The 20,380-nt window shown below is 57.4% G+C and carries 15 protein-coding genes and 1 pseudogene; 4 read left to right on the top strand and 12 right to left on the bottom strand.

Annotated features, from left to right (window positions below):
* Nucleotides 1-408: 408 nt before the first annotated feature.
* Entirely contained in the window at nt 409-1,674 is a 1,266-nt protein-coding gene (locus tag CKW31_RS11775) for a type II toxin-antitoxin system HipA family toxin (RefSeq protein WP_095094738.1), read from the bottom strand.
* The gene (locus CKW31_RS11770; protein ID WP_095094736.1) at nt 1,674-1,997 is read right to left on the bottom strand and encodes a helix-turn-helix transcriptional regulator; all 324 of its coding nucleotides are present in this window, start codon (nt 1,995-1,997) and stop codon (nt 1,674-1,676) included. The genes CKW31_RS11775 and CKW31_RS11770 overlap by 1 nt, the downstream gene beginning before the upstream one ends.
* A 576-nt stretch (nt 1,998-2,573) precedes the next feature.
* Here CKW31_RS11770 and nirB point away from each other — a divergent pair.
* The 3 genes from nirB (at nt 2,574) to CKW31_RS11755 (ending at nt 8,074) form a co-directional block, all read left to right on the top strand.
* Nucleotides 2,574-5,135 carry a nitrite reductase large subunit NirB gene (gene nirB / locus CKW31_RS11765; RefSeq protein WP_095094734.1) on the top strand — a complete coding sequence of 854 codons (2,562 nt, stop codon included), beginning with the start codon at nt 2,574-2,576 and terminating at the stop codon, nt 5,133-5,135.
* On the top strand, nt 5,135-5,521 hold the full coding sequence (gene nirD, locus CKW31_RS11760; protein ID WP_095094732.1) for a nitrite reductase small subunit NirD: 387 nt from the start codon (nt 5,135-5,137) through the stop codon (nt 5,519-5,521). Before nirB ends, nirD begins: the two co-directional genes overlap by 1 nt.
* A gap of 279 nt (nt 5,522-5,800) precedes the next feature.
* The gene (locus tag CKW31_RS11755) at nt 5,801-8,074 is read left to right on the top strand and encodes a molybdopterin guanine dinucleotide-containing S/N-oxide reductase (protein WP_095094730.1); all 2,274 of its coding nucleotides are present in this window, start codon (nt 5,801-5,803) and stop codon (nt 8,072-8,074) included.
* A 360-nt stretch (nt 8,075-8,434) separates the two neighbouring features.
* On the opposite strand, the gene CKW31_RS11750 is transcribed toward CKW31_RS11755, so the two are convergent.
* A complete protein-coding gene (locus CKW31_RS11750) occupies nt 8,435-9,157 on the bottom strand; it encodes a FadR/GntR family transcriptional regulator (RefSeq protein ID WP_371856725.1) in 723 nt (240 codons plus the stop codon).
* Nucleotides 9,158-9,254: 97 nt separating this feature from the next.
* On the opposite strand from CKW31_RS11750, the gene CKW31_RS11745 reads away from it, so the two are divergent.
* Nucleotides 9,255-9,998 (top strand): FadR/GntR family transcriptional regulator, encoded by a 744-nt coding sequence (locus CKW31_RS11745; RefSeq protein WP_095095163.1) that lies wholly within the window; start codon nt 9,255-9,257, stop codon nt 9,996-9,998.
* 21 nt (nt 9,999-10,019) lie between these two features.
* Here CKW31_RS11745 and CKW31_RS11740 read toward each other — a convergent pair whose 3' ends face one another.
* From CKW31_RS11740 to CKW31_RS30345, 9 genes and pseudogenes are all read right to left on the bottom strand, one after another.
* On the bottom strand, nt 10,020-10,745 hold the full coding sequence (locus CKW31_RS11740; RefSeq protein ID WP_095094728.1) for an oligogalacturonate-specific porin KdgM family protein: 726 nt from the start codon (nt 10,743-10,745) through the stop codon (nt 10,020-10,022).
* 113 nt (nt 10,746-10,858) lie between these two features.
* Nucleotides 10,859-11,647, bottom strand: coding sequence for an ABC transporter ATP-binding protein (locus tag CKW31_RS11735; RefSeq protein WP_095094726.1), 789 nt, complete (start codon nt 11,645-11,647; stop codon nt 10,859-10,861).
* Nucleotides 11,648-11,657: 10 nt separating this feature from the next.
* Nucleotides 11,658-12,512: an ABC transporter ATP-binding protein gene (locus tag CKW31_RS11730; RefSeq protein ID WP_095094724.1), complete on the bottom strand. Its 855-nt coding sequence runs from the start codon at nt 12,510-12,512 to the stop codon at nt 11,658-11,660.
* Between the two features lie 160 nt (nt 12,513-12,672).
* Nucleotides 12,673-13,572: an ABC transporter permease gene (locus tag CKW31_RS11725; RefSeq protein ID WP_087271040.1), complete on the bottom strand. Its 900-nt coding sequence runs from the start codon at nt 13,570-13,572 to the stop codon at nt 12,673-12,675.
* Nucleotides 13,572-14,609, bottom strand: a complete 1,038-nt coding sequence (locus tag CKW31_RS11720; RefSeq protein ID WP_095094722.1) for an ABC transporter permease — start codon at nt 14,607-14,609, stop codon at nt 13,572-13,574. The genes CKW31_RS11725 and CKW31_RS11720 overlap by 1 nt, the downstream gene beginning before the upstream one ends.
* Before the next feature lie 36 nt (nt 14,610-14,645).
* The gene (locus tag CKW31_RS11715) at nt 14,646-16,268 is read right to left on the bottom strand and encodes an ABC transporter substrate-binding protein (protein ID WP_095094720.1); all 1,623 of its coding nucleotides are present in this window, start codon (nt 16,266-16,268) and stop codon (nt 14,646-14,648) included.
* A 75-nt stretch (nt 16,269-16,343) separates the two neighbouring features.
* Complete coding sequence (locus tag CKW31_RS11710; protein ID WP_095094718.1) at nt 16,344-17,498, bottom strand: mandelate racemase family protein; 1,155 nt, start codon at nt 17,496-17,498, stop codon at nt 16,344-16,346.
* Between the two features lie 490 nt (nt 17,499-17,988).
* Nucleotides 17,989-18,702 carry a methyl-accepting chemotaxis protein gene (locus tag CKW31_RS30350; protein ID WP_371856735.1) on the bottom strand — a complete coding sequence of 238 codons (714 nt, stop codon included), beginning with the start codon at nt 18,700-18,702 and terminating at the stop codon, nt 17,989-17,991.
* Between the two features lie 147 nt (nt 18,703-18,849).
* A pseudogene (locus tag CKW31_RS30345) lies at nt 18,850-19,827 on the bottom strand (methyl-accepting chemotaxis protein); the annotation flags it as partial.
* Between the last annotated feature and the right edge of the window lie 553 nt (nt 19,828-20,380).

The raw sequence follows: 20,380 nt of genomic DNA, 5'->3' as shown, positions 1-20,380 counted from the left end.
TAACGAAAACGCCGCTCAGTAGAGCGGCGTTTTTGTTTGTGCGTTTTTTAATGCCCAGCTATCTGATTAGGCATATTTTTCTGAGTTCACGAGCACGGCGAGGCAGCGCTCATCAAACATAAAATAACCTACTGAATTTAAATGCTTTTTCTGTCGGAGCCGTCCTGGTGTCCATGACACCGCGCTGTCGCGCAACAAACAGATATCAATGCGTGCGGTGCTTGCCCGCGATAAGGGCGACGCGATTTAAAGGGGAATTGAGGTGTTCTTATCGCGGGCAAGCACCGCTCCCACAAAAAAACCGCATCTATTCAGTGATTTATATCTTGTTTGATGAGAGCTCCTACAGATCCTGTGTTTGCTGTGCAACAGCTTGGTGTCATTAGCAACGCACAGATCTGTTGCAAGTCACCCAATCCGAAAATCAGCATGCAGCCGCTTCCAGTGCTCACGTAAAACATTCTTCTGATCTTCGGCCATCTCACTCGCATCCAGTGCCGCAGGCCAGAAAGTGCGTGCTTTCTCCAGTGCCGCTCTTAGGTTGTAGAGAACCGGACGCCATGGAATATCCCCATATGCCGCCCACTTCTTGAAGTCCTCCATGGAAACCCCGTACCAGTTCTTGTTCCCACCCATATTCAGGGCGTATTGGTTTTCATCGGTGATGTAGGCCTTGGTCACGACGATGTCGTACGCGGGTGAGAGTTCGGCGTTGCGGCCATCCGGATAAATCATGCTCCAGTTTTTGAGATGCGCATCGCCGTTCGCCAGCAGTATGTTGATCAGTAGGCGTACGGCCATTTGTGCTGCGTCTCGCTGGCCTTGAAGCGAGTTCTGATAAACCAGCTTCCCCACCTGTTCATAACTGGCGGCGCGGTATTTGTCGTGGGCGTAGGCAAAGAAAATCTGGGCAAAGTCTTCTGAGTGGACGCGCTTGTTGTCTGGTAATCGATCGTATCGACGTATTCCGTAGGCGTACTGCTCGTTCGGTAGATTGATATTGGGGAGCGCCTCGATGTTGGTCATCGGGATCAGCTTTATCTCGGGGATGTTCACGCCAGCAAGGGCAGCGAGTGTCATTGCTGTGTATTCGTTGAGTGGCACAAAGGGATGCACGGTCGAGGGCGTTTTAATAATCCAGTCCCCTGGAGCATCAGGATCCCCGGTGATGTAACGCCCGTCCTCGTCACGCATGGAGAATTTCATCTGTACACCGGCCAGGGAAAAATGCGCTCGGCTGTCAGGAATGTCGATAACGGTGGGTTGAATTTTCCCACGGTACTGGAGGGCCAGTTGCGGGATTTCCGAGGCTTCCAGAGGGTAGGCAATCAGTGCGCCGGGAAGGTCTCGGCCTAGCCAGGTCAGCAACGGGAATTCATTGTCCCTATGAACCTTCATCGCCTGCGACAGGAAATCGCGTAATGCGCCTTCGGGAAGCAAGTTGCTGAGCACCGGGTGAAGTTTATGGCTGCTGATATACGGATGGCTTGTTGCAAGTTGGCGGGCCAGAGACGCAGGGTTGCTGTGGGACAGTGTTAACGGCTGCCTTGCCTCGTTTTGGACGTACTCGGGCGCGAGCGTGAAAACGTTTTTGCCGTTGGAGTAGCCCGCGACATAACCGACGTTTTCACCCTGAAGGGTCAGTCGCAAGGCCGAGACCGTTTCCTTGACCATCAGAGGTCTCCCCACGGGTTTTCAGCCTCTTCGCTGATTGTCAGAGCTTGCCCTGTGGGTTCGGCGTAGTACTTATTGACCTCTAAATGCGGGTCGTCGGCAAGAATTCGTTGAACGGCAGCGAGCTTCGACTTGGGGACCAGAACCAGCGCCGACTCTAACCCCTCAGCAATCTGATCGAGTGTGTTGAGTCGTGGGTTGCCACCCGCTTCGATTTTGCCGTACTGCTGCCTTGTGAGTCCTGCAAGCAATGGCATCTCCTGAATTTTTAATCCAAGAGCAAGTCGACGTTGGCGGATCTGATCGAGCAATGTGGTTTTCATGGTGCAGTCCCTCGGTGGAGGTATGCAGTATGTAATCTATGTGGCTCTCGTCAAGATAAAAGAGTCATATAGATTTCATTATTAAAAAGTGAGCCATATAGGTTTCTTTTTTAATTTTGAGAGTCATATAAGTTTCATTTTTCCTTGATGAGCCATATAGATTGCATCGGGGATAGTACCAATCGAGCCCGCCAGATGAAGCGCTTTCTGCACTTATATAAAGCCGGTTGCATGGTTGCTGCACCATGGGGATGCGCGGTGTGACGTGCTGGATCGTTCAATGATTCCTATATACCCGCATCGACAGTCGGGCTTTACGCGGGGTTCCCCGGTTTGCAGGCCGACTGGCACAAACGCTGCATCACCCCCGTCAGGTCCACCGCGAATTTAGTCGAGTGGGCAGCCCCGTCGGTCAACGAAGATCGATCAGCCAACAAGGCCAGGGCAATAGAGGTGGATCGGGCATAGAGGCCAGGTTAACCACCAAACGAACAGGCAAAGGCGCCTGAAACCGCGAGGTTTCAGGCGCTTTTTTTTGCTTTTTATTCCGTGATTGGCTTTGGTCGGGTGCTATCCATGAACACCAATATTGATTCTTCGAACTCGCTGCAAACCCTGATCGTGATCGGCAATGGCATGGTCGGCCACCACTGCGTCGAGCAATTGATCGCCGGTGGCGCGTTGCAGCACTACCAACTCCACGTCTTCGGCGAAGAGCAGATGCGTGCCTATGACCGGGTGCATCTGTCCGAGTATTTCACTGGCCGTGATGCGGAGTCATTGGCGCTTTCCGATGCTGCGCTGTATCAGACGCCCGGCGTCACGCTGCACTTGGGCACTCAAGTGCTGGAGATTGACCGCGCCGGTCACAAGGTCATCACCGCCACCGGCAGTGTGCATTACGACAAGCTGGTGCTGGCCACCGGTTCCTACCCGTTTGTGCCGCCGATTGAAGGGGCCCATGGTGATTCACGTCTGGTTTATCGCACTCTGGAAGACCTTGATGCGATCCGCACTGCCGCCACTAACGCCATTCGCGGCGTCGTGGTGGGCGGGGGCTTGCTGGGACTGGAAGCTGCAAATGCCCTTAAAAGCCTTGGTCTCGAAGCGCACGTTGTAGAGTTCGCGCCGCGCCTGATGCCGGTTCAGCTGGACGAGCAGGGCGGTATCGCCCTCAAGGACCGCATTGAACAACTGGGCGTTGGTGTGCACCTGTCCCGCGGCACCCAATCGATCACCGCGGGTGAGGAATACCGTTACCGGATGAACTTCGGCAACGACGAGTTCCTCGAAACCGACCTCATCGTGTTCTCGGCGGGGATTCGTGCGCAGGACGCGCTGGCCCGGCAATGCGGCCTGGAGATTGGTCCCCGTGGCGGCGTTAGCATCGATGGCCAGTGCCTGAGCAGCGATCCGGACATTTACGCAATTGGTGAGTGCGCGGCCTGGAATGGCAGTATCTTTGGCCTGGTCGCACCGGGTTACCAGATGGCTCGCGCAGTCGCCATGACCTTGTGCGGCGGCGACGCTGAACCGTTCATGGGCGCTGACATGTCCACGAAGCTGAAGCTTTTGGGTGTTGACGTTGGTTCCATCGGTGATGCTCATGGCCACACGCCGGGCTCACGCAGCTATCAATTCATCGATCAGACCACTGCCAGCTACCGCCGCCTGGTGGTCGATGCCTCTGGCAAGCATGTGATTGGCGCAGTGTTGGTGGGCGACAACAGCTACTACGACACGCTGCTGCAATACATGCAGAACGCGATCGCGCTGCCGTCCGAACCGGCAAGCCTGATCCTGCCAAGTTCTTCTGGCGCTCCAACCCTGGGCCCGGCGTCTTTGCCGGAAACCGCGACCATCTGTTCGTGCCACAACGTCACCAAGGGCGCGATCTGCTCGGCCATCGATGGCGGTTGTACCGATTTGGGCGTGCTCAAGTCCGAGACCAAGGCCTGCACCGGTTGTGGCGGTTGTGCGGCCTTGCTGAAAACCGTGTTCGAACACGAACTGATCGCCCGTGGCGTCAGCGTCGATAAAAGCCTGTGCGAACATTTCGCCTACACCCGTCAGGAGTTGTACGCACTGGTTCGGGTTGAAGGTGTACTGACGTTCGAAGAACTGCTCGCCAAACACGGTCGCGGCCACACCGGCTGTGACATCTGCAAACCGACCGTGGGTTCGATTCTGGCGTCGTGCTGGAATCAGCCCATCATGGATGCGTCGCTGGTTCCGTTGCAGGACACCAACGACACCTTCATGGCCAACATGCAAAAGAACGGCACTTACTCTGTTGTACCGCGCATTGCCGGTGGCGAAATCACCGCTGACAAGCTGATCGCCATCGGCGTCGTGGCCAAGAAATATGACCTGTACACCAAAATCACCGGTGGTCAGCGTATTGACCTGTTCGGCGCGCAGCTGCATCAGTTGCCGGACATCTGGTCGGAGCTGATCGAAGCAGGTTTCGAAACCGGGCACGCTTATGGCAAATCCACCCGTACGGTGAAGTCCTGCGTCGGCAGTACCTGGTGCCGCTACGGCGTGCAGGACAGTGTGCAAATGGCCCTGACCATCGAGGATCGCTACAAAGGTTTACGCTCGCCGCACAAGCTCAAGTTTGCGGTCTCCGGCTGTACCCGTGAGTGTGCTGAAGCGCAGAGCAAGGACGTGGGCGTGATTGCCACCGAGAAGGGCTGGAACCTCTACATCTCTGGTAATGGTGGCATGCGTCCACGCCATGCAGAGCTGTTCGCCACCGATCTGGATGACGACACCCTGATCCGCTACATCGACCGTTTCCTGATGTTCTACATTCGCACCGCCGACAAACTGCAGCGCACTTCTGTGTGGCGCGAAAGCCTGGAGGGCGGACTGGATTACCTCAAGGACGTGATCATCAACGATAGTCTTGGACTGGGCGCAGAGCTGGAAGCGCAGATGCAACTGGTGGTAGATCGCTATGAATGTGAATGGGCCAACACCCTCAAGAGCCCGGAAAAACTCAAGCGTTTCCGCACGTTCGTCAATGACAAGCGCGCTGATCCGGACATCCATTTCGTCGAAGCACGCGGCCAGCGTCGTCCGGCCACGGCTGCTGAATTGAAACTTATTCCTGTCGTCGAGGAGGCACTCTGATGAGCCTGGCAACTATTGAACATGGCGAATTTCTCCCGACTCAAAACCTGAATACCGCATGGCATAAGGTTTGCGGCCGAGAAGATCTGGTGACCAACTCAGGTGTAGTGGTCTGGCTGGACGGCGCGCAGGTCGCGCTGTTCTACCTGCCAGACGCCGAGGGCACTCAACTTTATGCGGTGGACAATCGTGATCCGCAGTCCGGGGTCAACGTGATTGGCCGCGGTCTGGTCGGCAGCATCAAGGGCGACCTGGTCATTGCCTCACCGTTGTACAAGCAGCACTTTCGTTTGAAAGATGGCAGTTGTCTGGAATATCCGGAACAGCGTTTGCGGGTCTGGCCTGTGCGCTTTGAGGGAGAGGACGTGCAGCTCGCGGTGGAGTGAAGCCGCGCGTGACCTCTGGAACTACCTCCGGTGGGTCCCTGACACCACGCTGTCGCGCAGTAAACAGGGAGTCTGTAGGAGCGCACGAGCACCGCGAGGCCGCGATAGCGTTGTATCAGACAGGACGCCATCGCGGCCTCGCGGTGCTCGTGCGCTCCTACAAGTTATGTCGTTTTGTTTGCATATAAAATCATTCTAAAAATGAATTTAGTGAATAAAGAGTCAGATGCTATGGTTTAACCCGTTTGAGCCCCGGTTACGCCACTGGAGTATTGCGTCATGAGTTTCACTTCTCTGCATTGGGGGGCTTATCGCCCGCAAGTTGTCGATGGCGAGCTGCGGGCGTTGGTGCCGGTGGAGTGGGACAGCGATCCTTCACCTATTGGTGATTCAGTCGCTGCTGCGGTGACATCACCCACCCGTATTCGGCGACCGGCCGTGCGGCGCAGTTTTCTGGAGGGGCAGGGTGGCAGCCCGGAGTTACGTGGGCAGGAACCCTTCGTGGAAGTCTCCTGGGATGTAGCGCTGGAGCTGGTCGCCAAAGAACTGAAGCGGGTTAAAACCGACCACGGCAATCAGGCGATTTTTGGCGGCAGTTACGGCTGGGGCAGTGCCGGACGCTTCCATCATGCCCAAAGCCAGCTGCACCGCTTTCTCAATGGATTCGGCGGTTATGTGGCCAGCGTCGACAGCTACAGCCTGGGCGCTGGGCGCGTGTTGATGCCGCACATCGTCGGCAACATGGACTGGCTGTTGGCGGCGCACACCTCATGGAAAAACCTTGCGCAACATTGCGAGCTGTTTGTCGCTTTTGGCGGTTTGCCTGCCAAAAACGCCCAGACCAGCCCCGGTGGCGCCAGCGATCACCTGCTGACCAAGGCCCTGCAAGACATGTCCGCAGCAGGCGTGGAATTCGTCAACGTCAGTCCGCTCCGCGATGACCTGGTGGGTCCTGCGCATAATGAATGGCTGCCGGTGCGTCCGGGCAGCGACACCGCCTTGATGATGGCCTTGTCTTACGTGCTGGTCACCGAAGGCCTGCACAACGAAGACTTCGTGCAGCGTTATGCGGTGGGCTATGAGCGCTTCCGTGATTACTTGCTCGGCCTTACCGATGGTCAGCCCAAAAGCCCTGAATGGGCACAGGCCCTGACGGATATTCCGGCTGCGCAAATTACCGGTCTGGCGAGACGCATGGCCAGCAAGCGCACGATGATCAATGTCGCCTATTCCTTGCAGCGCTCGGTGCATGGCGAGCAACCGTTCTGGATGACCGTCACGTTGGCGGCACTGTTGGGGCAGATTGGTTTGCCCGGAGGTGGTTTCGGTCTTGGTTACGGTTGCATGAACAACACCGGCAGCGGCCGCAAGGCATTTTCCGGGCCGCGTTTTTCACAGGGCCAGAACGCCGTCAAAGACTTTATTCCGGTGGCGCGGGTGGTGGACATGTTGCTCAACCCCGGCGCTGAGTTTGACTACAACGGCCAGCAACGGCATTACCCGGATATCCGTCTGGTGTACTGGGCGGGCGGCAATATCTTTCACCACCATCAGGACCTTAATCGTCTATTGCAGGCCTGGCAGCATCCGGAAACCATCGTCGTCCACGAGCAGTTCTGGACCGCTCAGGCCAAATATGCCGATATCGTGTTGCCCGCTACGACCGCGTTGGAGCGTAACGATATCGGCAGTTCTGCCTCGGATCGCTTCATGATCGCCATGCAGCAGGCGATCGAACCGGTGGGCGAGTCTCGCGACGATTACGCGATTCTGGCCGAGCTTTCCGAGCGATTGGGTTTTGCCGATAGCTTTACCGAAGGCCGGGATGCATTGGGCTGGCTGCGGCATATTTATGAAGAGTCACGGGGCAGGGCGGGTGAGTTTGGCATTCAGTTGCCCGATTACGACCAGTTTTGGCGCGATGGTTTATTTGAAGTCGAGTACCCGGAGCTGGATACGGTGTTGCTGGAGGCTTTCCGCGAAAATCCGCTCGCTCATCCACTGCCAACCCCTTCGGGGCGGATCGAAATTTTCTCCGAGCGCATCGCCGGGTTCGGTTATGCCGACTGCCCCGGTCACCCGGTGTGGCTGGAAAAAACAGCCGCCGACTACCCGCTGCATCTGTTATCCAACCAGCCGAAAACCCGCCTGCACAGCCAGTACGATCACGGCAGCTATAGCCGTGCATCAAAGATTCAACAGCGCGAACCCCTGACCCTCAATACCGATGATGCACGCGCGCGGGGTATCAGCGACGGCGATGTGGTCAAGGTCTACAACGATCGTGGGGCATTCCTGGCCGGGGTCATTGTCTCGGACAACATCCGCCCCGGCGTGGTCCAGATCGCCACCGGTGCATGGTTCGACCCGCTGGTGCATGGCAAGCCCGGCAGTCTGGAAAAACACGGCAACCCGAACGTGGTGACTCAGGATGTCGGCTCATCAAGCCTGTCTCAGGGTTGTTCGGCGCAAACGGCGACGGTGGAGATCGTGAAGTGGGAAGGGGTGTTGCCGGAGGTCACGGCGTTCGAGCCGCCGGTGATGGTGTTATAAGGGACGATGGGGTCCTCCGGTTGGAACACTTTCTCTTGTGGGAGATTCTATGTTTGCCCGCAAGCCGACGTGGGACCGGCTTTAGCCGGGAAGGCTGCATTTCTGACGATGAAGATGTACTGAATGTGCAGGCCCCTTCCCGGCTGAAGCCGGTCCCACGTCATCAGTGATTCCTGTGGGAGATTCTATGTTTGCCTGCAATCCCGCCTGGGCAGTCCTACGAAATAGCGCGGTCTATGTGGGAGCTGAGCTTGCTCGCGATAAACGATGACGCGGTCTGCCCGAAACACCGCAGCGCCTGCTCGACCGTATTGACCGTCGACCGCTCCCACAGGGTCTGCATTCCAATTCAATTGCGCATTAATTCTGATACCGACTCTGCCGCAACCGCTCCAGACTATTGCTCAAATGCAAGCGCATGGCTGCCCGCGCGGCATCACGGTCCTGATGGGCAATCGCCGCAAAGATCTGTTCGTGTTCACGGCGCAGGATTTCCAGATAATCCGGTGAGTGGTCGTTGCTGGGCTGCATTCTTGAGCGCGGGATGATGCTGCTGCCCAGTTGCTCCATCACGTCGGTGAAGAAGCTGTTGGCGGTGCACAGCGATATCTGATGATGAAACTCGAAATCGGCCAAAGCGGTGTCGCTGCCCGGCGGGCAGGCATTGAGGGTGTCGAGTGCCTGGCGGATCGCCTGCAGTTGCTCCGGCGTGCGCCGTTCGGCCGCCAGCGCGGCGGACTCCACTTCGAGGCTCTGGCGCAGCTCAATGATCGCGATGGCATCGCGCAACGTGCCGCTGGTGCGCTCGTCGACCTGGAAATCATTGGGGCGACTGGCATCCACCACAAAGGTGCCGATGCCGTGCCGGGTTTCCACCAGCCCCTCGGCCTGTAACCTGGACATGGCCTCGCGAACCACCGTGCGGCTGACGCCTTTCTCTTGAATGATCACCTGCTCGGTGGGCAACTTTTCCCCGGCTTTGATCTCGCCCTCACGGATTCTGCGCGAGAAGTCATTGACCAATTGCTGAGCCAGGCTGGTACGCCGATCCGGGGTTGCAGGAGGGATTTCCATGTCACTCATTCAAGTTTCCATTGGGCCGCAGAGTATAACCTCAGCCAGCTGCCACGCTGGCGCCAGCTGGCACTATAATGTCGGTTCTTCGAAAACGAGTCAGCCCATGTCGGACCCAGACCTTTCGTCCCAGAAAAAACACAGACGTTTAGCCGAGACCCTGGTTGATCGCTTTGCCCAGCGCATGCGCGATGGCGTGCTCAAGCGCGGTGAGAAACTGCCTCCCGAGCTGCACATCATGGAGGCCGAGGGCGTGAGCCGTACGGTAGTGCGCGATGCATTGTCGCGCATGCAGGCGGCGGGGCTTGTGGAAACCCGTCACGGGGTGGGCACCTTTGTTCTGGACATGCCTGCGCCAGCCGGTTTCGTGATTGGCCCGGCGACCATCGCGACCTTGCCTGACGTGCTGAATCTGCTGGAGTTTCGTTTGAGTCTGGAAGTCGAAGCAGCGGGCATGGCTGCACAACGGCGTACCCCCGAAGCCCTGCTGGAAATCAAGCAGGCGCTGGATGCCTTGCTCGAAGGGCCGCAAAAGTCCGGGACCACGATCAATGCCGATTTCCAGTTTCACCTGAAAATCGCCAAGGCATCGGGCAATACTTACCTGATCGACATCATGAAGCACCTCGGCACCAAGCTGATTCCCCGTACCCGGATGAATTCGGCCTACACCGGGCAGAGTGATCGCACGGCGTATCTGGCCGGGATCAATGCCGAGCACCGGCAGATTTATCTGGCGATTGCCGCCGGGAATATAGATGCGGCGCGTTCGGCCATGTACTTGCACCTGAACAGCAGCCGCATCCGTTTGCATCAAACCCAGGCAAGCCAGGAGTTGTACAGCAACTAGCGTTTAGCGAGCGCCGGGTAGTTACAGGAAGTTGTATTGCACGCCAACCCGCAGACGTAATTGACGCTTGTCGTCGGCACTGTCGACTTTTATATCGCCGACTTCGAAGAACGGCACCCAGCGTTTATCGATCTTGTATTTGAATACGGCGTTCTGTTCATAGTCCGTCTTGCCGTTGTCATAGCGAATATAGTCGGCATCGAAGTAAGTGAACTGATATTCATATGCCCACTTACTGTTTTGCGGTGCATAGTTGAGCCAGACGTCATAACGGTTGATGCTCTGGTTATCCATTGCGTTGTCGGGCATGTCTTCATTGATCTTGTCTCGATCCAGCTTGATGGAGTCATAGCGGTAGCGCGCCGAGGCATTCAAAGTGTCGCTGATGCGGTAAGTGGCTTTCAGGCCGACTTTATAGGCGGTGGATTTTTCGATGCTTTCCAGCGCAATGGAAGGGGTCAGCATCCAGTCCGCATTGAGTTTGTACTGATAGGTCATGCCCAGTTCGTGCCCGTTGCCCACGGTATTGTCAAAAGCAACGTCCTGTCGGTCACCGGCAGTCTTGTATTTAAGTTCACCTTCAAAGCCGAGACCGTTATCCAGTCGGGTACCGAACTTGACCCGGTCCGAGTGCATCCGCGTACTTTCCGCATATTGATGCCGATAGTTGATATAGCCACTGTCGGCCATGGCGAGCGTGGAGGTCAACAGCGCAGCAAACGTCATCATTGCTTGGGTAGTTTTCATGTTTTTTATTCTTGTTAAATGAAATGGAAGGTTTTATTCACAGCAGATTTCAGGCAGCCGGGTTCCTCGGCAGGAAATGCCGAAGGACGCGACGGGTTAAAACTTCATTGGTCTTACAGCGCCAGGCAGGCGACCGGTTGTTCGATGTTATGGGTGTTCATGTCGCGACTCGCCTGAACCAACAGGCGGGTGTAAGCATGTTGCGCCTCATGCCGGGCCAGCTCGCCCGTGTCGAGAATCTCAACAATCTTGCCGCCTTGCATCACCGCCACCTGCTCGCACAGATGGGCAACCACGGCGAGGTCATGCGTCACCATCAGGTACGTCAGGCCCTGTTCGCGGCGCAGGTCGGCGAGCAGGTTGAGAATTTCCGCCTGCACTGAAACATCCAGTGCCGAGGTCGGCTCATCCAGCAGCAGGACCCTGGGTTCGAGGATCAGCGCCCGGGCAATCGCGACGCGTTGGCGCTGCCCGCCCGACAGTTGATGCGGGTGGCGGAAGCGAAAGCTGTCATTGAGGCCTACCTTGCGCAGAATCTCGCTGACCCGGTCATCACGGTCGCCGATGCGGTGAATTGCCAGTGGTTCCTTGAGCGCCGAATCAATGGTGTGGCGCGGATGCAGCGAGGCATAGGGGTCCTGAAAGACCATCTGCACCGTTCGATAATGTTCTGCTTCCAGCTTGCGCTGTACTTGTTGGCCGTTGACCTGCAGTGCGCCGGTCCAGTGCTGGTATTGCCCGGCAAGACAGCGCAGTACGGTGGTTTTGCCTGAGCCGGACTCGCCCACCAGGCCGAACGCCTGACCTTTTTCAACGCACAGGTTGACGTCATGCAGCACCTGATTGAGCGCCGGACCCGTACCGAAACTGAGGTTGAGTGATTGGACTTCGATCATCGCCATGGGAAATACCTCAATGAGTCAGCCAGAGGGGATCGCGCTGGAGCACCGGCAGGCTGCTGCGCGGAAAGTCCAGGCTCGGCAACGCGGCGAGCAGCCCGCGCGTATAGGGATGCTCTGCTCTGGCGAGGTCGGCGGCTTCCAGTGATTCCATGACCCGTCCGGCGTACATCACCAGGACCCTGTCGCAGAAGTGCTGCACCAGATTCAGGTCGTGGCTGATGAACAGCAGGCCCAGGTCCCGCTCACTCACCAGTTCTTCGAGAATGTTCAGCACCTGACGGCGTACCGAGACATCCAGCGCCGAGGTGGGCTCGTCGGCGATGATCACCTGTGGATCGGTGATGACCATCATCGCGATCATGATTCGTTGGCCCATGCCGCCGGAGACTTCGTGCGGGTAGAGCTGATAGACCCGCTGCGGATCGCGGATATGCACGTTGGCGAGCATGTCCAGCGCACGCTCTTTGGCTTCCTGATGCGACACTTTGTGATGGGCCAGATACGCCTCGGCGATCTGCTCGCCGACCTTGACCACCGGATTCAGCGAGTATTTCGGGTCTTGCATGATCATCGACATGCGACGGCCGCGAACGCCCTGCATTTGTTTTTCGCTGGCGCTGAGCAGGTCGATGTCGTCAAAGCGCAGGGTCTTGGCGGTGATTCGTGCCGTTGCCGGATGCAGGCGCAGCAGGGCGCGGCCGACTGTGGATTTACCCGAGCCGGACTCGCCGACAATCGCCAGCTTTTCCCGGCCCAGGTTGAACGACACGCCTTGCACAGCCAGAGTGGTCTTGCCTGCGTTGGTGAACTCGACGCGTAGGTCGTCTACGGCGAGCTTGCTATGTGATGCGGATAACTGAGACATGGCTGTTACCTCTTATTAAATTCGCAATCCTTTGAGTGGAATGCATGTCCCCTGTAGGAGCGCGCTTGCCCGCGATGGCGTCTGCACAGGCAACAAATGTGTTGGTTCCAAAATCGTATCGCGGGCAAGCGCGCTCCTACAGGTGGCAAGGCATCGAGATTTATTCATTACGCGGATCCAGCACGTCGCGCAGGCCGTCGCCGAGCAGGTTGAACGCCAGGCTGACCAGCATGATCGTCGCGCCGGGTGCTGCCACAAGCCACCAGCTTTCCAGCATGTAACGCCGACCGCTGGAGATCATCGCGCCCCATTCCGGCAGCGGTGCCTGCGCGCCCAGACCGAGAAAACCCAGTGCCGCAGCGGTCAGAATGATGCTGGCCATGTTCATGGTCAGGCGGATGATCACTGACGACAGGCACATCGGGATGATGTGTCGACCGATGATGCGCAGCGGTGAGCCACCTTGCAGTTTCACGGCAACAACAAAGTCGGCATTACGCAGCGACAGGGTTTCAGCTCGGGCCAGACGCGCAATCGGTGGCCAGGCGGTGAGGGCAATGGCGATCACTGCGTGCTCCAGGCCAGGGCCCAGCGCGGCGATAAACGCCAAGGCCAGTACCAGGCTCGGGAACGAGATGAAGATGTCGGTGATGCGCATGAACAGGCTATCGACCCAACCACCGAAATAGCCGGATACCGTGCCGATCAACAAGCCGATAGGCCCTACGATCACCGTCACCAGCAGCACGATGTACAGGGTGATGCGCGAGCCATGAACCAGTCGGCTGAACACGTCGCGGCCGTACTCATCCGTGCCGAACCAATGGGCCGCGCCGGGCGCTTGCAAGGCGCGGGTCAGGTCTTGTTGCAGCGGGTCATGGCTGGCGATCCAGGGTGCGAACAGCGCAACGATCATCAGCACTGAAATCACGGTCAGCCCGGCCAGCGTCATCGGGTTGCGCAACAGAAAACGCATCATGCGCGCCGCGCTGCCGGTCAAGGCCGCCAGACTTGAAGCGGGTACTGCCGCTGCCATAGGGGTAGCTTGCGAAGTCGTCATCAGCGGGTTCTCGGGTCGAAGACTTTATAAAGGGCGTCGCTGATCTGGTTCAGGGCGACAAAGATCAGCCCGATCAACAGCACGCACGCCATCACCGCATTCATGTCACCCAGCAGCAGGCTGCTGGTCAGGTACTGGCCAAAGCCTGGCCAGGCAAATACCGTTTCGATCAATACCGCGCCTTCAAGCAATCCGCCGTAGGCGAGGGCGACAATAGTCAGCAGTTGCACGCGGATGTTGCGGAACGCATGCCCCCAGACAATCCGCCGCTGGGACAGGCCCTTGACCCGCGCCGTGATGATGTATTCCTGGGACAGCTGTTCAAGCATGAAGCTGCGGGTCATGCGGCTGATGTATGCCACCGAGTTGAAGCTGAGGATGATCGCGGGCAACAGGATGTGCCGCAGGGCGCTGCGAAACGCCTCCCAGTCGCCGGACAGTGCGGTGTCGATCAGCAGCAAGCCGGTGCGTTTCGGGATCAGACCGTCGTACGCCAGTCCAATCCGTCCCACGCCACCGGCCCAACCCAGCCAGGCGTAGAACACCAGAAAGGCCATCATGCCCAGCCAGAAGATCGGCGTTGAATAACCGAACAGGGTGAACAGCCGGGCGATATGGTCGCCGGGGCGGCCTTGATGAGTCGCGGCATAAACACCCAGTGGCAACCCGGCCAGAACACCGAAGACAATGGCCAGTGTGGCCAGCTCAAGTGTGGCGGGGAACACTCGGGCAATGTCTTCGATGACCGGGTGACCTGTCAGCAGCGCGTTGCCAAAATTGCCATGCAGCAAGTCGTTGAGATAGCCACCAAATTGCACCCAAAGCGGCTTGTCGAGCCCCAGTTCTTTGTAAGCCTGGGCATAAGTCGACGCGTCAGCGTCCGGGCCGACGATGGCCAGCACCGGGTCCAGCGGCATGACCCGACCGATGAAGAACGTGAGCAGCAACAGGCCGAACAGCGTCGCCAGCACTGAGCCGCTGCGCCGAGTCGTGCCAGCCATGCGGCTGCCCCACAATGAAACAGATGCACTCGTCATAAGAATTCCTGTCTTGCGAAAGCGACTGAGTCCGGATCAACGTTGTTTGTAGACGTCGTGCAGGCGCGTCGTGGCGGCGCTGTGGCCGATGTAGTCACGTACGTCGGCATGCACCACGACCTCGTCGGTCATCTGCGAAATCGGCATGATCGCGCCGACCTGCTGGTCGTACAGGGTCTGAATGCGCTGATAGAGCGCCAGTTGGCGTTGTGCATCGCGTTCCTGTTCGGCCTGCTCGATCAGTTGATTGAGTTCGGCGCTGTAGAACGAAGTGCGCCAGCCCTGAAAGTTGCTCAGCTTTGCTGCTTCGCGGTTATCCGGGTTGTAGACCAATGCTCGCAGGCTGGAATGGGGATGACGTTCGGCCCCGCCACCGCCGCGCCCGACCAGAATGTCGAAACGCCGGTCGCGCATGGCGCCGTAAATCTGGTTGCCGGTGCCGGTAATGATCGTGGCGCGAATACCGGCCTGAGCCAGAGTGGATTGCAGGCTGGTGGCGATATTGATGAAGGGTGAATCAGTCAGTGAGCGCAGCGTAATCGTGAAGCCGTTTTCATGCCCGGCTTCCGCCAGCAGACGTTTGGCTTCCTGCACATTCAGGCGATAACCGGGGTCATCCAGACGGGCCGCCAGACCCAGTTGCAGCGGGCGCTGGTTGGCCACGCCGTAGTGGGGCATGACCACGTCATTGATGCCTTGATAGTCGATCAGCAGGCGTATCGCCTTGCGCACCCGGATGTCCTGAAACAGCGGTTGCTCCATGCTCAGCGCAATGTAGTAGATAGTCCCGCGAGCGATGGTCTGTACGTTGACTTCGGGGGAGCGGGTCAGGGCTTTGATATCGGTAGCGGCCATGCCTCGGGCCACGTCCAGATCGCCGCGTTCGACCATCAGGCGCAGGGCTTGGGATTCGGTCATGTTGCGCATGATCACCCGGCGCATTTTCGCCGGACCGCGCCAGTAATTATCGAAACGCGTCATCAGGATCACGTCGTTGGCGCGCCAGATATCCAGCTTGAAAGCGCCGGAGCCTGCGGTGTGCGTCGTCAGCCATGCGGCACCCTGATCTTCACCCTGGGCATGTTGCATGGCGGTATGACGATCGATCACAAAGGCGCTTGGCGAGGTTGCCAGTGTGTTGAGCACAAGCAGCGGATCGGTCGGCCGTGGCAGATCGAGGACGAATGTCAGCGGGTCTTCAGCGCGCATCAACTGTGCGACGTTCTGCGCGGTGTAGCCGTAAGCTTTCCAGGTTGAAGCCAGCGCGCGATTGAGGGTGACGACCCGTTGCAGTGACCAGGCGACATCCTGTGCGGTCAGTGGCTGGCCTGAATGGAAGGTCACGCCGGGGCGCAGGTGAAAGGTTATACGCATGCGGTCTGCGCTGACTTCCCAGCGTTCGGCCAGCGCAGGAATCAGCGTATCGGGCGCGCTGGCATCCTGTTCGAGCAGCATGTCGTAGACGTTGGAATTGACTTCGGCCACTTCAAGACCGGTGGCGGCGGCAGGGTCCAGAGAAAGCAGGTTGATCATGCTCATGCCAACCACCAGTTGATCAACCGGGGTTTCACCGCGCGCCATGCCGGGCGAGGTGTGCAGAAGCGTCGCAGTCAGCGCCACGCACAGTAACTGGCGCAGGCGCGAAGGCCAGAGTTTCATAGGGCAGTCCTTTCTTATATTTATTAAGACTCTTGTGCCAGAGGCGCTCATGTCGCCTCTGTGCGGTGCCGCCTGTCAGTAACGCTGGTGCGTGTTGGCCTCGATGTAGTGGAAGTTGATGTCTTCACCCAGGCCCGGGCGGTCCGACAAATGCACGTAGCCTTCATCATCCATAGGGTCGACCAGCGTGTTCAGATAAGCCGGAACCTGCTCGTAATCCAGGAATGGGTGCAGCAGGCCGCGCTCGTACCAGCGGCAGTTGCTGATGGCGCCGATCACTTGCAGGTTGGCCGCGCCGTTACCGTGAACCTCGCAATCCATGCCAAACGCTTCGGCCATGTGCGCAACTTTCAGGCACGGGCTGATACCGCCTACACCGGCAACCCCGGCGCGCAGAATATCGCAGGATCTGGACGTCACCCAGCTCGCACGGCTGTGATATTTGCCGTCGATGCTTTCCGGACCGAGCACCGGGATGTCGAGGTTGGCGGCCAGCCAGGCATAAGACTCGGCCGAGTCTTCGATCATGGGCTCTTCGAACCAGGCGAAGTCGAGCTTCTGCAGTTCGCGACCGATGTATAGCGCATCGACACGGCTGTACCAGTGATAACCGTCGAGCATCAGCGCGATGTCCGGGCCTACCGCTTCACGCACTGCGGCGCAGGCCTTTACGTCCATGCGCGGGTTTGGCGCGAAGGAAATCGGTGGCATCCAGGTGTGCAGCTTTATGGCTTTGTAGCCGCGAGCGACCAGTTTTTCGGCGAACTGGCCGTACTCATCCGGAGTGGAAAGGCCGCCTGGCAAATCGTCGCCACACATAGTCGAACCGTAGGCCAACACCTTGTCGCGATAACCGCCGAGCAGTTTGTAGACCGGCTGTTTCAGCACGCGCCCGGCCAGATCCCAGAGCGCCTGTTCGACCAGTGCCAGGGCGCGGTCAGTCAGCTGACTGGCGCTGCCCCGTTGCCAGTGAGCGAGTTCCTGCCAGATTTTCTCGCGGTTCATCGGGTTCTGCCCGATCAGCACTTTCTTGACGAAGGATTCGATGATGTGCGGACGGATCAGCTCCGGAGCGCCGAAGGCATAACCCTCGCTGCCGTCGTCACACGCGATGCGCAACATGGCCAGATTGACCGGTTTTTCTTCGCCAGGATGAGCATGGCCTGCGCTGTCCACGGCGCGGCGCGACGGATGGGAAAAGACCTCGACACTGATACGGGTGATTTTCATGGAGAGCTTGCCTTGGATATTGTGATTATTAGGTGGCTTTGCTGTATGTCGTCATACAACGATGGGGCGATTATTTTCCCGCTTGGTCAGGTGTGTCAATGGATTTTTGCGGTTTTTATGGGGTGTGGGGAAGTTTTGAAGGGGAGGGTGATTCTTTTTATCGAGAGGAGGTATCTAAAGTCGTCATACTTCGTGTAAGGCGGAGAAGGATTGGTTTTGAGAGGAAATGCCCAGCTCCCACAGGAATCACTGACGACGTGGGCTTTCGGGTAAACATGGAGTCTCCCGCAGAAATGACTGATGACGTGGGACCGGCTTTAGCCGGGAAGAGGCCGGGACAGACCCTGAAAATGTGCAGTCAGAGATATCGCTTTCCCGGCTAAAGCCGGTCCCACTGCATCTGTGGGTGCCATAGGTTTTGAATTGGAATGCTCTTGTGGGAGCCGAGCAAGCTCAGCTCCCACAGGTCATACAGGCATGGTCAAAAGGGTCAGACTTTAAACTGGTTGACCATCGTTTGTAGTTGGACACTCAGGCGGGCCAGTTCAACGCTGGATGACGCAGTTTCCTCGCTGGCGGCGGCCGTTTGCTCCGAGATATCGCGGACATTGAGTACGCTGCGATTGATCTCTTCGGTGACGGCGCTCTGCTGTTCCGCAGCCGCTGCGATCTGTTGGTTCATGGACTCGATTTCAGACACCGAACGGCTGATGCTATTCAAGGATGTGCCGGCCTTGCGAGTCAGTTCAACAGTACTTACGGTCAGGCTGCTACTGTTATCCAGAATCGCTGCGACCCGGTCGGTTCCTTTGTGGAGCCCGTGAATCAGACTGGCGATCTCCTCGGTGGACGTTTGAGTGCGCTGAGCAAGACTTCTGACCTCATCCGCGACCACCGCAAATCCACGGCCTGCTTCACCTGCTCGGGCTGCTTCAATGGCAGCGTTGAGCGCCAGGAGATTGGTTTGCTCGGCAACTGCTTTGATAACATCGAGTACGCCGCCGATCTTGTCGCTTTCGCGCTTAAGGTCATCCATGGCTGTTTTCGAATGGCCCACTTCAACCGCCAGGCTTTCAATTTGGTTCACCGCCTGGGCGACAATCACATCCCCCTCGCGGGCTTCTCTGGACGCATTGACTGCCGCGTTGGAAGCCTGCTCGGCATTACGGGCAACCTCCTGGACCGTGGCGCCCATCTCATGCATCGCTGTAGCGACCTGATCCGTTTCGGATTTTTGGCTCTGGACTCCGGTGCTCGTTTGTTCGGTCACTGCAGACAGTTGTTCGGCAGCGCTTGCGATCTGCACGACACCGTCCTTGAGCCCAATGATCAAGCCTTTTAGCTTGACGGTCATTTTCTGCATGCTGTTTTCAAGTCGGCCCAGTTCATCTTGACGATCGGTAACCTGGTCATGAGTGAGATCGCCGTCGGCAACGCGTTCAGCGAGACCCAATGTCTTCAAAAGAGGAGTGACTATCAGGCGAGTAATAATCCAGGCCGCGAGGGTGCTGACAATCAATGCGATAACCAGACCGATGATGAGCAAGTCGCGAGATTGAGCCAGATCCTCAAGGCGCAAGGTTGTCTGATTTTTTGTAAGTTCGTCGGCCGCTGCGAAGAGGATTTTTATGTCCTTGGAAATATTGGCCTGAGACTCCGTGATCTTTGTCTGGGCATCAGAAAACTGCTGCACGGTACTTTGATAAGCCTTGAGCGACGTGTCGATACTTTGAAGCGTCTCTGCCGGTAGTCCTGAACCTTTCAGGCTTTCGACGAAACGTATGACTTCAGCTATCGATTCCTTGGCCTGCCGCTCAGCGTCTGCATTCAACGTATACGTGTAACCCCTGACATCAAAGCGCATGCGCTGAAACAAGGCACGTGCACGTGTCACGCTGTCACGCATGGCGGCATCGCCCGTTTCAGCGTTGGCGAAGGCGGTCAAGCGTTCAAGGTTTTTAGCCGCTTCGTCAGCATGGTTGCCAAATACTTCCCGTGTTGCCTCTCGTGCATTTGTGGCCTTGACGACGGCGTCGTATTGAACACGATAGTCTTTCAATCCATCACTGGCGGCGTTGAGGTGGGGGACGTTGAGGGCGGAGCTGAACATCGGCCGGGCGTACTCGAGATGCCGGTCCAGGTTATCCACGGCTTTTAACCAACTGGCGGCTCGCTCGTTGTCAGGCGTGATGATGTAGGCCAGTCGCTCAATGCGTATATCTCTGGTCAGGGAGCCGAGTTTGCCAATGTCATCGATTCTCTGGCTTCGTTCGCCCATTTCCTTGATGCCCGACCAACCCACTCCGGCGATGAGTACGGTGAGCAGCATGACCATACCAAAGCCCAGCGCAAGCTTGGTATGAACGGCTATATTCGAAAGTCCGCGATGTATCATTTTCAGCATGAATAATGCTCCGAGTATCTTCAGGAATACGGTATGAGGCTGCTCCCTGCCAATCGTCCAGTTGAAGTTTTATCGGTGGCGGCTTGGGAAACTTTAATTAAAGTTCGACAACTTTGCGGTTGTATTCATTAAAGTTTAAGGCGCGGAGAAATACATCTGGAATTGCAATGAGTTCACTGTTTTTTAAAATATTTTTTGCTGCGGACCAGCGCCAGCGCTGGCCCGGCGTGGATGCAGTTCTGAAGGTGCGCTCGACAAAGTTTTATAAGTTGTACGATCACTGTCAGGCGAGGGAGGTTCTATGAGGGAGATAGAAATTATTCATGGTTTGAATTAAGCCAAACTTAATTGGGAACTTTTAGGGCACGTCCGTATTTTCAGTGCAGTTCCTGATCTGTTTTAGCCGTGTATTACCTGACCTGCGAATAAACCTGTAACGCGATCAATGGGGGCTTGCCTCCGAGCACCTATTGAAGCC

The sequence above is a fragment of the Pseudomonas sp. Irchel 3A5 genome, assembly GCF_900187575.1.
GTDB classification, from domain to species: domain Bacteria; phylum Pseudomonadota; class Gammaproteobacteria; order Pseudomonadales; family Pseudomonadaceae; genus Aquipseudomonas; species Aquipseudomonas folii.
The sequence above is the reverse complement of the archived record's forward strand: the minus strand, read 5'-3'. Positions and strand labels throughout refer to the sequence as shown.